Raw genomic sequence first — 15457 nt, forward strand, 5'->3', positions numbered from 1 at the left:
GCGAAGCGCGATAGGCAATAAGCAAAAAGGCTCTTTGAATTGTACCTAGCTTCGCAAAAATCAAAGATGAGTCCTGTAGCTAAAATTGCTCAATTGGTATAAATTGTTAATGAATACTGACAAATTACAGATTCTCTATCATAAGTAAGAGCCATAAAGAAGCTAATATTTGCAACGATCGCTTCTGAACGTACAAAAAGTTATTCATGCAAATTAAAACACCAGATTGGGTAAAGCACGCTGTTTTCTACCAAATTTTCCCAGATCGCTTTGCCAGAAGCAAACAGCCGCGTAAACGGTTATTGCAAGAAGCCCGTTGGGAAGATTGGGACTCTATGCCAACCCTCCAGGGCTATAAAGGCGGGGATTTATGGGGCATCATGGAGGATTTAGACTACATCCAGAATTTGGGGATTAACGCGATTTATTTCACACCTATCTTTCAATCCGCCAGTAATCACCGCTATCATACCCACGATTATTATCAAGTTGACCCAATGTTAGGGGGCAACGAGGCTTTTAAAGAATTGCTTGATGCAGCCCATAAACGGAATATCAAAGTCGTTCTAGATGGGGTATTTAACCATTCCAGCCGTGGCTTTTTCTTTTTCCACGACGTTTTAGAAAATGGCCCCCATTCACCTTGGGTAAATTGGTTCAAAATAGAAGGCTGGCCCCTTTCACCTTATAACGGTGAATTCCCTGCAAACTACGTGGGTTGGGCGGGAAATCGTGCTTTACCAGAATTTAACCACGACAATCCAGAAGTACGAGAATACATTATGGAAATTGCCGAATATTGGATTAAATTCGGCATTGATGGTTGGCGATTGGATGTACCATTTGAAATAAAAACTCCTGGTTTTTGGCAGGAATTCCGCGATCGCACTAAAGCCATTAATCCCGAAGCCTATATTGTGGGCGAAGTGTGGGGAGATTCCCGCCAGTGGTTGGATGGAACGCAATTTGACGGCGTGATGAATTATCTCTTTGCTGGGCCGACAATTGCCTTTGCAGCTGGCGATCGCGTAGTCTTAGAACAAGTCCAAAGCCGCGACTATCAACCCTACCCACCCTTATTTGCTGCCGAGTACGCCACCAAAATCCAAGAAGTACTGCAACTTTATCCTTGGGAAATTCAGCTAACTCAACTCAATTTGTTAGCAAGTCACGATACAGCCCGATTGATGACCATTGCAGGCGGTGATATAGCGAGTGTAGAATTATCGACTCTACTGTTACTCACCTTTCCCGGTGCCCCCAGTATTTACTATGGCGATGAAGTCGGTTTACCCGGTGGCATAGATCCCGACTCACGGCGTGGCTTTCCTTTAGAAGCTAACTGGAATCAAGAAATCTTCAATACTCATCATCAATTGATTGCCATCCGCCAAACATACCCAGCCTTGCGTACAGGTGATTACCGAGTCCTCTATGCTCAAGGACAACTTTATATCTTTGCACGAACTTTAGGCACAGAAGAATTGATAATTGCTATAAACGCTGGCACAAGTTCGGCAACTGCAAATGTAGATGTGGCTAGTTTGCATACTCAACCCAACAAGCTGTTATATGGTACTGCTGAAGTTGAGTGGAATGGTGAAGAAGAAACTCAGCAATTATCATTAACTCTTCCCGCACGCAGTGGCTGCATTCTGGGAGTGGGGAGTAGGGAATAGGAGGATAAGGGAGCAGGGGGAGCAGGGGAGGCAGGGGGAGAAAGAATAACTAATGCCCAATGCCCCATGCCCAATGCCCTTATTTTCCGGCAACCATTGCAGGCATCAAAACCTCATCAATAATGTGGATCACGCCATTGTCTGTCAAAATGTCTGTTTTGATAACATTGGCGTTATTCACTTTAATTTTGCCATCAGCAGATTCAATGGCTACAATTGACCCTTCAAGCGTCTGTGCCTCATTAATCTGTACCAAGTCATCAGACCGAACATCCCCACTAGCGACATGATATGCCACAATTTTCTGGAGCTTGGGAATGTCTTTTAGTAAGGAATCTAATGTTCCTTCTGGCAGCTTGGCAAAAGCTTCGTCAGTTGGTGCAAATAGTGTTAAAGAACCAGGACTCTTTAGAGTTTCTATGAGATTTGCAGCTTGAGCAGCTTTCACCAGGGTATTGAAGTTTCCCGCATTGATAGCAGTTTCCACAAGGTCAGCCATAAGGATGTGTGACTTTAGTCAGATAGTATTATAAGTAACTTATAAAATGACTAGAAGGCTCTTAGCCTCTATCAACAGAAAGGTTGCTGGCGATTAAATACAAGACAACAGATTTATCAGTACTGCTACACTGGGGAATGACCCCAAGAACCACTGATTATGCTAAAGCGTTCTAAGTTCGAGACAACTCAGTCTCAGATTATGCACCGAGCTGAGGAACTGATTAGTGCAGCCTCAAATCGTTACCGCATTACGGTTCAGGTGGCCAATCGTGCTAAACGTCGGCGTTATGAAGATTTTGAAAATAACGAAGATGCGATGATGAAGCCAGTGCTAAGAGCAATTATCGAAATGTCCGATGAATTGACTCAGCCAGAGATTATTGGCGAACTATAAAAAAAGGCTTTAGAGAAGGCAGGATGAGCAAAAATCAATCGTTCATTCAACCCCGAATCAAGCCCTGGCAAACACTCACTGCCTTAATGGTAGTGGGTGTAATTGCTTTGAGTTCAGGGGCGGGAAAATCAATATACACAAGTTTGTTTAGTATCCAACCTGCTTATGCTCAGAGAATAACACCTAGTGATGTTTGGCAGTTGGTGTACCAGCAACTACCAGATTTACCACGAGAAAACAAGTATATCAGCAAAGAAAATGGGAAAGTTGCCGAAAACAGCACCTTGGCAAATCGCCTGATTAGATATCACATTTATACTAAAGGGCGGGCCCCAGTTTATCGCTTAGATTGGAAGCTGACCTTAGCTGATTACCTGGGGGCGAATGAAATTATGTATGATACTACCTATCCAGGCTATGATTCACTACGGGAAAACCCTATGGAAGGCGATCGCAAAGCCATAACCCGTCTCACCCGTAGTCAGCGAGATGCCTTAGTGCAAGTCTTAGTCAACATATTTAATCCTACTTCCCAAAATACCCTATCCCCTAAACCCACTACCAGACCTAATCCTAGTAGATCAACTACCCCACAGCCACCCCAACGAGGAGGTGCTGAACTACTTAGATAGTGGGAAATTTAGGAGTTATAAGTTGTAAATTCATAGCTCCTAACTTATAACTCCTCAGTTTTAACTAAAATATGGAACGCGTTGTAAAAACCGGATTTGGTTGGCGTATTGGCTGGAATCCCCATGCACCTGAATTTAAAGGTTTAGTCGGTACAGATGATTGGGCAATTGAGTTAACCGAAGCCGAGTTGAATGATTTTTGCCGTCTACTAGCACAGTTAGCTGACACCATGAAGCAACTCGCAACGGAATTAATGGAAGAGGAAAAAATTGCTTGTGAAGCCGAAAGCGATTTATTATGGATGGAGGTAGAAGGCTATCCTCATGATTACAGTCTGTGCTTCATTTTGAATACAGGGCGGTGTGTAGAGGGTAAATGGAGCGCTTCTGCGGTTCCAAGTTTACTGCAAGCGGCTGGGATGCTTAAAGTTTTTTGAATGATCCTCTTGATTATCCGAGAGTTTTGTTATATGATAGTAATTCTGACCGGGGCGTAGCGCAGCTTGGTAGCGCGCCACTTTGGGGTAGTGGAGGTCGTGGGTTCGAATCCCGCCGCTCCGATTGATGATAAGCCATGCCTGCTAGTCTTTTAAAAGATTGGCAGGTTTTTCAATAAAGTCTGCAAGGCGATCGAAAAATCTCCAACTACAACTCATTGGTTGGTTAAGCGTCAGCATTCTATGGACTTGGTGAAAGAATCCTGTACAGACGCGATTAATCGCGTCTGTATTCCTAACTCAGCACTATCCTATTCCCAAACGCCCAGCCAAGCCGGGAGTTAGAGGTAAGAGTGTAGTAATCATTAAGAATAGAGCCAAAAGCCCCAAAGCGGCTCTAGCATCATCGGGTTCAGTGATTTCATTCAAACTGGGGCGTTCTTGATCTCGTTGCAAGAAGAAAATCACGATCGCCCAGTACATGGCAAGAGTATTACCGAGAGATACTAGTGCCAGTAAAATTAAAGTTGCGATCGTTGCGCGTCCTGCGGTTTTGCGTCCATAAATCGCCTGAACAATGCGCCCACCATCTAGTTGTCCTGCGGGCATTAAGTTCAAAGCGGTGATAATTAACCCCAACCAACCAATTATCACTAGGGGATGAACACTTACCAAAGATGACTGCAACGCCGAACCCAAGACAACTCGCGCCAAACTTCCTACCAAAATCGACCCTTGGAAAAACTGATTGGGCAATTGAAATAAACTACCTGGGTGAGAAAGCAATAAGCCTGTCACCAGCATTAACAAGGAAACAATACCACCTGCGGCTGGCCCTGCCAAGGCAATATCAAATAATACTTTGCGGTTGGGTAACAAAGATTCAAAGCGGGTAATTGCCCCAAAGGAACCAATTTGCACTGCGGGTAGAAAGAAAGGCCAGCTAAGACGGATTTGGTGGCGTTTAGCAAGTAACCAATGACCAATTTCGTGAGCCACTAAAATCGCAAATATCCCAGCACCTATAGGCAAAGCTTCTTGAAATCGCCCTGGATTGCCAAAGAAATCAAAATTCAGCAGTAATCCCGCAGCTTCTAGATTTGTGGCAATGGTTGCTATTAACAAAATACCTGCAAAAGCTTTTTGCGATCGCAACATCGGCTTGGGATCATTGCGACTGGGTAAAACAATTACCACTGGTTTGCCGTCTGTGTTTTCCACTAAAAACAGGCGATATTGCTCACCAAGGCGTTGCTGCAAACTTGCAGTTAGACGGTTGTGAGTTTCTTCTGGTTCTCCCCGCAAATTGCCTTTGAAAATAGCTCCATCTTGATAGGCAATGGTTTCTGTGGCAAAAAACGTATCGATGCCAAAGATACCTTTAATTGCATTCAAGTCCTCTTCTGGTATCGGCGGAATCTCTGGTTTCAGTTCTGCTACTGTTGGTTGTGGGGAATTTGCTTCAAGTGAGGAAGCAGCAGCGAGTCTTTCTGTGGCGCGTTGTTTGAGGATGGCATCTTGCCCAGCTGCGCGTAACTGTCTGCCCAAATAGACGTACAATCCGGCGGATGTCACCACTAAGAACAATATACCCGCTATATTGATGTAAATCCCTGCGGCAAACAATCCAAAAAACAGGAGCCAGGGAGTCATCAACACCACCGACTGTAACCAGGCTAAGATTCCCAGTTTACCAAAAGGTCTGGCGCGATAAAAGCCCCAGCCCAAAATGCCTAAAGCTACCAGTAGGATTGCCGCTAGGATAGAAGTTTCTGATAAAGTAAACATCTCCAAACCTTTGCTATTGAGACTAAGCCAGAACAAGTCCGGTATTGCAGATACACTTATTAATGTATAACGCCGCCTGTCGTCTGCCAAAATTATGCGGTTTTGCGTAGGCGTAGCTCAACCCAGGCGAGGGGTAAAAAAGTTCGTAGTCAGGACTTTAGTCCTAGATTTTTAAGCACTAAAGTGCTTACTACAAACCTAGCAAATTTGATTCACCTATCAGAACTAATGGGACAGACCACTAGGTTTTAAAAAGCAATTCTTTTGTAGGATGTGTTACAGCTTTAGCCTAATGCACCTGATCAACCGGAAAAGAGAGCGATCGCATCATATATCAATCGCTCTATTGCCCAATAATTAATTTGCCTAAACTCTATATGAGCGAAGTAGTATTCTAAGTCCAATAAAGAACTTCAGCATTTGGAAAGCGCCTACTAATCTCACTCTCAAAAAAGCAACGCAATGCCTTCATTGTGTCTTTCTCATAAACATACTTCGTCCCACCAAACTTATTACGCTTGGCACTGCGTTTCGCCTCATCCATCTCTAATTTGGATTGCGGATACCAAGTTTGTAACACTTCTTTTGACCCTGGTGTAAACCGATGGGAGATTAGCTCAAAGGTAAGGTTACAGTCAAAATCCAGTGCCTCGTTTATCTGCTCAAACAAACGACTATAGTGCATCTGCCAATCGTCTATCGGCATAATTGGCGCAATAACCAAGCCTATTGGATAACCGCCACCGCCACGCTCTTGTGGTAGCGCCAACCGTCGCAAAGCATTCAGTCTGGATACTACGGATGCCGTACCACCTTCAAATTTGCCAGAAATCGGTGCTGCATTAACACTCATCCGACAGCGAGTATTCCCATTGTGTGGTAAATCGAGTAATCCATCCACAGCATCAAACTTCGATACCCAACGTAGATGTGCATTGGGACGAGCGCCGAAGTAACGGATACATTCAGCAAGACTTCCAGTTAAATGCTCAATACCCAATGGATCTGTGTAACAGCTAACTTCAAAACTTGTGGTTTTCCCCTGTTGCTCGTAGTTAGCTAAATTCTCTAATATCTGCGGTAAGTTGGCAAAAACGCGGATAACAGGTGGCCCCGACAAGCTACCAGCCAAGTAGCAGTATTGACAGTGAGCCGGACAACCTTCGGCAAGGTGAAACTGCCAATCCGCAGAAGGTGGGATGGGACTCAGCTTAAAAGAACTGGGTGGTGCAGTAACCACCGCTAAGGTACGCTTGGCAATGTTGTAAGTATCCCGCTCAGACTCACCACGCAGTCCCTTCAGGCGGTTCTGTGATAGTTCTTCTATTGGTAAGTTGAGTGACTGCACACGTTTAAGAATCTGCTGCCCCCATTCTTCATCTAGGGCAGCAGGTGTAAACAGTACCCGTTCAGGTATCCACAACCTTGGCGATTTTGTTTGTGTATCTGATACTGAAACTTGGTCTGTAATGGTATTCAGCAATATCTTTCTCCGTTATTTAGTTTGCTGATTTCTGCAATTAATTTTCCAGGACTTGCTTAATTCGTCGCTCTAACAAATCAAGATCCAAACTGCCTTCATCACGGTTAATTCGGCGCACAGTCGAATTAACATTAGCTAAATTAACCAATAAATCTTGAAGAATTTCCTGCTGCTGACGTGCTTGGGTAACTTCGCGTGGTTCTTGTACTAAATCACGCACGATGGTATCTTCAGCGCGAGAGGCGATAATTGGATCGTTTTGCCCTTGAACGTGAACAAAGGTTCGTCGCCCTGGGCCTCGCTCCTCTTCTATTGGTATAACTGCCGTCACTTGGTCAGAACGCACATATTTGCCAAATCCCAAATGGACTAGCTCTGATGAGAGTATTTTCATATAATTGAAGCGTTATTTTTATGTCTTACTTATATTGTAAAATCTAAAAAAGTGACTTGAAGCTATAGACCATACGGGTTATACCCAATTCAAAGTAGTAGTTTCCTTGTACGGTTACGGCAATGCCATGTCCCTACCCAATACCTAATCAAGTGATGACAAAATCAAATAATTGATGGGCCATTTCTAATTTAGAACAAGGTGCGATCGCTACTTGCCGTCCTTGATTATCTAAAAATATCGCTTGATTATTATCACTCCCAAAACCACTATCAGGTTGATCGATGGGATTGGCAACAATAGCATCGAGTTTTTTACTCTGTAATTTTTCTAATGCTGGCTTGACAATATCTCCAGTCTGTGCAGCAAAACCAATTAATATCTGATGCGGCTGTTTATGTTTTGCTAATTGGGCGACTATATCCGGTACTGGTTCGAGGGGTAAGGCTTGGGGGAGCGATCGCTTGGGCAATTTTTCTGTACTATAATCTCGTGGCTTCACATCCGCCACGGCTGCTGACATGACGATTACATCAGCGTTGGGTAAATATTCCAGCATGGCCTGCTGCATTTGCTCGGCACTAATAACAGGAATTGCTTGCACTCCTAATGGTACATCCCAATTAGCTGGGCCATGTACTAGGGTGACGTTTGCGCCTCGGTGAAGTGCGGCTTGTGCTAAAGCTAATCCCATTTTACCTGTGGAAGGATTGCCAATAAACCTTACTGGGTCAAGAAACTCCCGCGTTCCCCCAGCACTAATTAACACTCGCTTACCCGCTAAATCTCGTTTACCTTGAGTGTGTAACAGCGATTGGATGTGAGCCAAAATTTCTGGAGGTTCTGCTAATCTACCAGCACCGATGCGATCGCACGCTAATAAACCCGATGCTGTATTCATTCCATGATATCGGCTATCGATCAATAGCTGTTGCCAATTCCGTTGCACCGATAGCTGTTCCCACATATCCGTATTCATTGCGGGTGCTAACAGCACGGGACAAGTAGAAGCCAGCACGGTATTTGTGAGTAAATTATCAGCCATCCCGTAGGCTAGCTTTGCTAATGTATTAGCTGTCAAGGGGGCAATTACCATGACATCTGCCCACTCACCCAACTCAATATGCAAGGGACGAGAATGAGTTGGTTGCCAAAAATCATCATCTGTGTAGGCGGGATGACGAGATAGGGTGGCCATTGTCAGAGGCGTGATAAATTCTTGCGCCGAACGGGTAAGGATAACTCGGACTTCGACCCCAGTTTTAAATAGCGTTGAAACCAATTCACAAATTTTGTAGGCGGCGATACCGCCACCTACACCTATTATAACCCTGTTCAATTTTGGATTAGTCATGGTAAAAAGTTAGGAGTAAGTAGTAATTTAGGAGCAAGTAGTTACGAATATTAATTGCCAACTCCTAACTCCTGTACAGGCGCGATTAATCGCGTCTCTCCTAACTTTCAACTACGCTTCATCGTAAGGTTCCAAGTCTAAGAGGTAGATATAGGGTTCAACTAACTCTGGACGCTGAAATGCGATCGCTCGTAATAGATGCCAATCATTTAAACCATCAAAAGCATTACTGTAATTATCCAGATCCAGACGTGTAGCCAGTTCTTCTACTTCTGCCGCAGTTATGGCAGCAATTTCTTTCCTGGAAATGCTTAGAGTTGTCATAATGCTCGCCCCTCCCTTATGCAGCACTCGCCTTCAGCATGGGTTAAGTTGCGCTGAACGCAGCCACCCTATATATATTACTCATTAGAAGGCATGGATTTCGTGAAAATTTTCAGCATTTATACCAGAATTTATAAAAAATTCGTAATTCTGACTAGCTAATTGTATTTACAACGAAATTCCGCAGCACCTTTAACGTTTGTGGATTTATTTCATGCCCCATGTCAAATTCATGGTATTCTGCCGCCAATCCTAGAGATTTTAAAGTGTCTCGTGCCTTTAAAGCAGCTTGCAGTGGAACAACTTCATCATATTTCCCGTGGCTGATTAAAGTCGGCGGAATATCTCTTTGATCTGCCGTTAGTGCATCAGGATGTAAATACCCGCTCATCACAACTAAGCCTGCTAGTGGCAATTTTGAGCCGACATCTAAAGTCATTGCTCCGCCTTGAGAAAATCCACTTAAAATAGTGCGTGACAAAGGTATGCCAGTGGTACTTTCTAAAGATTGCAAAAAATCTATTAGCAGTTTCCGACTTTCTACCAAGCCTTCATACATATTTTCCACCCGCAGGTCATACCATGCCCTCCCTATAGGGGAATAGGGATAAGGATAAGGTGCATTGGGTAATATAAACTGGTAATCAGGTAAATTGAGCAAGGGTAGCAAAGATGCAACATCCTCAGCATTAGCTCCCCAACCATGCAAAGTAACAATTAACCCTGTGGCGGGTTGAGAAGTTTCGGGGGGAACGGTAATAAATTGTAAAGACAGAGGTTTACTCCTAAAATCTACTTTTCTCATAGATCCTATCTCTTCAAACAGACTTAGTATTTAAGGGCATTTGTTGCTTACCCAAAGAATGGCTATATGTCATGTTGCGAGTAGGAAAAATTTAAATTTTTTGTTTACGAGTACATAAATTTCACTAAAAGTTAATTTACCTTACACAAAAACCAATTTTTGATATTTTAGGGACTATTGAATCTGAATCCCCAAAAACCATTCGCAGTCAGCATTTTTGATTTGCAAATAACTCTAATTTAGCCTTAGCCTTTGAAAATGATGTCGTACAGTGACAGCAGAATTTCCACCACAATCAAAATCACCACATACCACTCTACTCGTTGGCTACTGCTATGCTGCATGAACTCCAAGACTGTTTGTGCAGTTTGGGTAATTAGTTCTAGTTTGCGTTCTAAAGCAGTGTGACGCTCACGAATTTCGTATTCATCCTCCAAGCGCAGATATAAGTTTTCTAGCTGGGGAGATTCCCAGAGCAACTCTGGCTTATCGATGATCTCAACTCGACCTACAATCTTATGTTGAACTAACAGTGCAGTCCCAAGTTGACGCAGTAATTCCCGACTCTGCCGTCTTTCCCTGTGTTCACGCTGGAGACTAGCTGCAAACGGTTCAATTTGGTCGAATACAGTCGCTAGGCTAGTTTCATAATGAGACAGCACAACACTTTTAGCGAGGATATCAGCCACTATCTGCAAGCGTTCTACACTAAATTCATGCAGTGAAATTTTTCCTTCCTTAACTCTCTCACTCTCTACAATGTTGAGATGAATTTCCACCTCTTCTGTCTCCGGTTCGGCAAAGGAGCCACTAACTTGAGAGGATAGTTTGGTCAAAAAAGCTACCTTTTCTACAGGCTCAAGGTTAAACAGGACAACTGCGCCATAGTCTAGCAGTACCGCACAGCCGTGTTCACCGACTGAAACCATTAATGGCATAGTCGCCAAGGAAACGTAATTCTCCAATGTCTGTAAGTTAATATCCTTACCAAGGAATAGGGCCTGCGCTCTAAATCTATCTGTATCGTTAAAAAGAAGTTTTTGCATTGTCGCCCTGTTTGCTTTTCTGTCTGCTGATCTTGGAGGTTAGCGATCGCAATTAATGCCTGTTATCGGAGATCGCTACAATCTCAGCTTACCAATAAAGCTATCTAGCACTGGCGAAGGTGCGTTTGTATTTCGATTGAAATTGGTTACACGTTTGGGGAGAATCGTTTTATCAAGGCTAAAGAGGAGTGGGGAGTGAAAGATATTAGGCAATACTGCTCGTTTCAGAATTTTAAACTGGAATTTGGTTTGGGGAAAAGGTTAAAGGGTAAGGGTTAGAGGTTTTTTCTTTCCCCTTTAGGGATTTGCAAGAAAATAAGATACCAATTAAACGGGGAAAATTGTGATATCCCATTTAGGTAGAGTTTCGGAAGGTTGCCAGAAGGTTTGGTAGTGTTCTAACTCTTGTGAGAGAACCTTGATTCCTTTTTCATAGGTTGCTTCAACACGGTGAACAATGGGTGCAATCCCTTTCCAAGTCATATTGGAAGCCCACTTGATGGCAACTTCAATCGAATCCAGAATTGCGCCATTCCAATAGTTCTCTAGGGCTGCCCAACACCTCTCTATGGGATTGTACTTGCTATGGTACGGAGGATAGTAAATCAGTCGGATTCTTAAATTAATTGCTTGAGACAGTTCAACCATACGTTTGATAAACTGTGTGCGGTTACTGCGAGTTGCTGCACCACCATCAAGGTCAATCACCCATTCATCATAATCTTGGTAATCGTGTTGATTCTCATACCACCAAGCAGTTAAACAATCGACAATAAAATCACTGGTTTCAGCCGACTGACCTAAGTAAATCGTAAGCTTTTCACTGTGTGTGTTGAGAATGCCAAAAGGAACTAAGACTGCCTCCCACTGTGTATCGTGGTCATCCGCAGCTTTTGCTTCCAGTGTTCGAGCTTTACCACCTCTGGAAAGATTGCCAATCTTCACCTTGGCTTTAGTATCGATAGAGACTCGCAACGATTTGGGATTCTCATCCGATGCCTGATTTTCCTGAAACACATTGTCGAAAATGGCATCTGTTTGCGGAATCTTTTTCAAGGGCTTTGTTTTTTGTGTTTTTTTAGGCGATACCCCAAGCTATTAAGAATCTTCCCCAGAGTTTGACGAGACGGCAATTGACTGTGGTCATAACCTATTTCACTGATTAATGCTTCTCGTACCGCTCTGGCACTGATACGAGCATATAGAAAGGTCGATTGAAATTTTGGATCTGCTTGGGCTTGAGCATCTACCAAAGAACAAATATCTGCTTCTAAATTGGGCAGAATCTCAACACTATTATGTCGTCCCCTTGCATGATAGTTATCCACACAGACTATCCCTGTCCGCCGTTCATGCAAGCCAAGTTGTACACAGGAGCGATTCCATCCTAAAACTGTTTCTGCAATGCGTGCTGAACTATCGAAGTAATCTTCAGTAACTTTTGCCATGAAGTCTCTTTTACAGCTGCCAGTTAGTTTCTTGGCTGCATCTTTGAAGGTAGATTTTATGGTGTCGGTAAGCATGAACCCTGTGATTCCAATTCTAGAAATTCAGAGCAAACGCGGGCAGATCCGCGCCTCCTATTCTTCTAGAATGACTGGTATTTTATTTTCTTGCAAGCCCCTTACCATTCCCCTTTTCCCCTTAACAACTATGCAAAGGAACCGACACTCACAGGTTCAGGAGCAGGCGTATTTGCGGTGAACTGGTTTACTGGACGGGGTAAACCGAGATTTTCGCGCAGGGTACTGCCTTCATACTCAGTACGAAATATTCCTCGGCGTTGCAGTTCGGGAATTACTAAGTCTACGAATTCCTCTAAACCCCCAGGTAGCCAGGGCGGCATGATGTTGAATCCATCAGCCCCACCATTGACGAACCAATCTTCTAACTGATCGGCAATGTGTTCTGGTGTTCCGAGAATCGTTCGATGTCCCCGCGCTCCTGCAATCCACAAATACAGTTGTCGGATTGTTAAATTCTCTCTGCGGGCAAGATCGGTAATCAGCTGTAAGCGGCTTTTACCACCATTGGTATCTGGCAGATCCGGTAGCGGCCCATCTAGGGGATATTTGGACAAATCATGGCCACCCACTAGCCCAGAAAGCAGCCCTAATCCGACCAAGGGATGGATCAACTCCTGAAGTTGCTCATATTTATCCTTAGCTTCTTGCTCAGTCTTACCAATTACCGGAAATACCCCTGGCATAATTTTGAGATGGTCAGGGGAACGTCCGTATTTAGCCAATCTCCCCTTGACGCTGGTGTAGAAGGCTTGAGCTTCTGCTAATGTCTGTTGTGCAGTGAAAATCGCCTCTGCTGTTTGGGCAGCTAAATCCTGTCCAGCCTCGGAAGATCCAGCTTGTACGATTACTGGATATCCTTGTGGTGGACGCGCCACATTGAGCGGCCCGCGCACCGAGAAATATTTGCCCTTGTGGTGGGGAATATGCAACTTTTCTGCATCAACAACTTTTCTGCATCAAAGTAAATACCTGACTCCTTATCGTGGAGAAAAGCATCGTCTTCCCAACTGTCCCAAAGTTTGATGACAACATCCACAAATTCCTTCGCCCGTTCATAGCGCAGCGAGTGTTCTAGGTGGTTTTCTTGGCTGAAATTCTGCGCTGCGGCTTCAGCAGCAGAGGTTACAAGATTCCATCCGGCACGACCACCACTAAGATAATCTAGTGACGCAAACTTGCGGGCGAGATGAAAAGGTTCATCATAAGTCGTTGATGATGTTGCCACCAATCCGATATTTTCTGTCACCGCAGACAGAGCCGACAATAAGGTTAAAGGTTCAAAGTGGACGCTGAATTGTCCCGAACGGCTAAAAGCCTCAGCCCCTTGCCCTCGATCCCAGACGGCTAAACCATCTGCGAGGAAAAGCATATCAAATTTTCCCCGTTCAGCCGTTTGTGCCAGCTGCTTGTAATGTTGGAAGTTTAGACCTCCATCAGCCGGGGTATTGGGATGTCGCCATGCTGCGACGTGATGACCACTACCGGGTAAAAAGGCTCCGAGTTTAAGTTGTTTTTTTGTACTCATGTTTGTATTTGCAAAGTCGTACTTATACTTTGAAAAAATCTGGTAAATAAATTAGGAAATCTTGGAAAGATATTTCAGTGGCATCTACTAATCTGTCATGTTTAAATTGATAGATAAGCAAGTTCGTAGTAAGGACTTTAGTACTTAGAAATAAGGACTAAAGTCCTTATTACAAACCCTCAAAACTAGCTTGACAAAGCGCTATTTTGAGTCTCCATCCAAAGTCAATGGAAGGTTAAACCAGCAAAGGGGAGTGGGGAACAGGCAGCAGGGAGAGTGGAGTTGAAAGACTCATTAACGGAGTTCAAAGACTCGTTGGCGAGTATTAAAGACTCATCCGCGAGTATTAAAGACTCATCCACGAGTATCAAAGACTCATCCACGAGTATTAAAGACTCATCCACGAGTATCAAAGACTCATGCGCGAGTATCAAAGACTCGTTCACGAGTATCAAAGACTCATCCCCTATTCCCAATGCCCCATGCCCAATGCCCAAGTATCAAGTATTACGCAGCCACCGCCTCACGTCGGTTGTACTCAGAGGCATCTCCTTTAATGGCCTCACTTTGCTTACCATCGATACCAACGGGGAGATCGCCAACAATTGTCACGCGTTGAACGTGGCGGGGCTGATCGCCGTAATCTGCGATCGCATAATGTTGAGTAGCCCGGTTATCCCAAAAGGCTACGTCACCAACTTGCCAACGCCACCGCACTGTGTTCTCAGGACGTGTTACGTATGCTTGTAACAGTCGCAGAATATCATCTGATTCAGTTGTTGATAAGCCACGGAACTGGCGCACAAATCCGCCGATGAATAGTCCCCGCTCTCCAGATTCTGGATGGATGCGTACAACTGGATGCAGAGTCTCGTATACAGTCGAGGTAAAGACAGCTCTGTGAGCTTTGACATCTTCAGGTAGGTCGAATCCAGTTGCATAGTCGTAGGCGTTGCTGTGTACTGCCCAAAGTTCGTCTGCCAGATTACGCAAATGAGTAGGTAAATCTTGGTATGCAGTCACGGAGTTTGCCCAGATTGTATCGCCACCAGTTGGGGGAATATCAAGCGCTCGTAAGATAGAGCCGAGAGGAGGACGGTCTACAAATGTTACATCGGTATGCCAGTTATTGGCGCGGGAAGTAGTGCGGCCATAATTCAGGTCTAAGACTTCGGGGTTTTCTGGCAGCGACGGTACAGTGGGGTGGGCTGTAGTAAGTTCACCGAAACGACGAGCGAAGGCTACCTGTCCATCAGCATCAAGTTGTTGCTGATCCCGGAAAAAGATCACTTTGTGTTTGACTAGAGTCTTACGAATATCACTGATGATATCGTCGCTGAGGTTAGAACTCAGATTAACGCCAATAATTTCAGCACCGATACGTCCTGCAACTGGTTTGATATCAAAGTATTGAGAACCCATGATTTTTATCTCCAATAAATTTATGTTTGGGACTAGCCTTTTCAAGTTGGGTGAAAATTTGCCTACAAGAAACTCCTCTTTAACTTCTTAACTCTGTGTTCTCTGTGCCTCTGTGGTTAAAGAAAAGATTTTTTAACCGCAGAGACG

Annotated in this window: 15 protein-coding genes, 1 tRNA gene and 1 pseudogene; 5 read left to right on the forward strand and 12 right to left on the reverse strand. The window is 44.2% G+C overall.

The features are described 5' to 3' along the window. The first annotated feature begins 206 nt into the window (after positions 1-206). Entirely contained in the window at positions 207-1679 is a 1473-nt protein-coding gene (locus GJB62_RS09970) for a glycoside hydrolase family 13 protein (protein ID WP_114084217.1), read from the forward strand. A gap of 79 nt (positions 1680-1758) precedes the next feature. On the opposite strand, the gene GJB62_RS09975 is transcribed toward GJB62_RS09970, so the two are convergent. After that, positions 1759-2178 carry a fasciclin domain-containing protein gene (locus tag GJB62_RS09975; protein WP_114084216.1) on the reverse strand — a complete coding sequence of 140 codons (420 nt, stop codon included), beginning with the start codon at positions 2176-2178 and terminating at the stop codon, positions 1759-1761. Between the two features lie 159 nt (positions 2179-2337). Here GJB62_RS09975 and GJB62_RS09980 point away from each other — a divergent pair, with 159 nt between their 5' ends. The 4 genes from GJB62_RS09980 to GJB62_RS09995 all read left to right on the forward strand — a co-directional run bounded on the left by GJB62_RS09980 (position 2338) and on the right by GJB62_RS09995 (position 3767). Beyond that, a complete protein-coding gene (locus GJB62_RS09980; RefSeq protein WP_012412301.1) occupies positions 2338-2574 on the forward strand; it encodes a DNA-directed RNA polymerase subunit omega in 237 nt (78 codons plus the stop codon). 23 nt (positions 2575-2597) lie between these two features. After that, positions 2598-3206 carry a hypothetical protein gene (locus tag GJB62_RS09985; RefSeq protein ID WP_114084215.1) on the forward strand — a complete coding sequence of 203 codons (609 nt, stop codon included), beginning with the start codon at positions 2598-2600 and terminating at the stop codon, positions 3204-3206. A 71-nt stretch (positions 3207-3277) separates the two neighbouring features. Further along, positions 3278-3643 carry a DUF1818 family protein gene (locus GJB62_RS09990; protein ID WP_114084214.1) on the forward strand — a complete coding sequence of 122 codons (366 nt, stop codon included), beginning with the start codon at positions 3278-3280 and terminating at the stop codon, positions 3641-3643. A 50-nt stretch (positions 3644-3693) separates the two neighbouring features. Continuing rightward, positions 3694-3767, forward strand: a tRNA-Pro gene (locus GJB62_RS09995). A gap of 182 nt (positions 3768-3949) precedes the next feature. On the opposite strand, the gene GJB62_RS10000 is transcribed toward GJB62_RS09995, so the two are convergent. The 11 genes and pseudogenes from GJB62_RS10000 to GJB62_RS10045 all read right to left on the reverse strand — a co-directional run bounded on the left by GJB62_RS10000 (position 3950) and on the right by GJB62_RS10045 (position 15310). Then, entirely contained in the window at positions 3950-5431 is a 1482-nt protein-coding gene (locus GJB62_RS10000) for a site-2 protease family protein (protein ID WP_114084213.1), read from the reverse strand. A 394-nt stretch (positions 5432-5825) separates the two neighbouring features. Then, the gene (locus GJB62_RS10005; protein ID WP_114084386.1) at positions 5826-6848 is read right to left on the reverse strand and encodes a spore photoproduct lyase family protein; all 1023 of its coding nucleotides are present in this window, start codon (positions 6846-6848) and stop codon (positions 5826-5828) included. A gap of 103 nt (positions 6849-6951) precedes the next feature. Then, entirely contained in the window at positions 6952-7308 is a 357-nt protein-coding gene (locus GJB62_RS10010; RefSeq protein WP_104900334.1) for a hypothetical protein, read from the reverse strand. Positions 7309-7456: 148 nt separating this feature from the next. After that, positions 7457-8662, reverse strand: a complete 1206-nt coding sequence (coaBC, locus tag GJB62_RS10015; RefSeq protein ID WP_114084212.1) for a bifunctional phosphopantothenoylcysteine decarboxylase/phosphopantothenate--cysteine ligase CoaBC — start codon at positions 8660-8662, stop codon at positions 7457-7459. 111 nt (positions 8663-8773) lie between these two features. After that, the gene (locus GJB62_RS10020; protein ID WP_012412287.1) at positions 8774-8986 is read right to left on the reverse strand and encodes a DUF2555 domain-containing protein; all 213 of its coding nucleotides are present in this window, start codon (positions 8984-8986) and stop codon (positions 8774-8776) included. A gap of 154 nt (positions 8987-9140) precedes the next feature. After that, complete coding sequence (locus GJB62_RS10025) at positions 9141-9791, reverse strand: alpha/beta hydrolase (RefSeq protein ID WP_114084211.1); 651 nt, start codon at positions 9789-9791, stop codon at positions 9141-9143. Between the two features lie 245 nt (positions 9792-10036). Continuing rightward, positions 10037-10837, reverse strand: coding sequence for an RMD1 family protein (locus tag GJB62_RS10030; RefSeq protein WP_114084210.1), 801 nt, complete (start codon positions 10835-10837; stop codon positions 10037-10039). A gap of 327 nt (positions 10838-11164) precedes the next feature. Further along, a complete protein-coding gene (locus tag GJB62_RS36945; protein ID WP_179071338.1) occupies positions 11165-11893 on the reverse strand; it encodes a transposase in 729 nt (242 codons plus the stop codon). After that, a complete protein-coding gene (locus GJB62_RS36950; protein WP_114081799.1) occupies positions 11890-12360 on the reverse strand; it encodes a hypothetical protein in 471 nt (156 codons plus the stop codon). Before GJB62_RS36950 ends, GJB62_RS36945 begins: the two co-directional genes overlap by 4 nt. A 128-nt stretch (positions 12361-12488) precedes the next feature. Next, positions 12489-13888: pseudogene (locus GJB62_RS10040) on the reverse strand (LLM class flavin-dependent oxidoreductase). A gap of 507 nt (positions 13889-14395) precedes the next feature. After that, positions 14396-15310 (reverse strand): TauD/TfdA family dioxygenase, encoded by a 915-nt coding sequence (locus tag GJB62_RS10045; protein WP_114080604.1) that lies wholly within the window; start codon positions 15308-15310, stop codon positions 14396-14398. Positions 15311-15457: the final 147 nt, after the last annotated feature.

Origin of the sequence: Nostoc sp. ATCC 53789 (assembly GCF_009873495.1) — a bacterium.
Classification (GTDB): domain Bacteria; phylum Cyanobacteriota; class Cyanobacteriia; order Cyanobacteriales; family Nostocaceae; genus Nostoc; species Nostoc muscorum_A.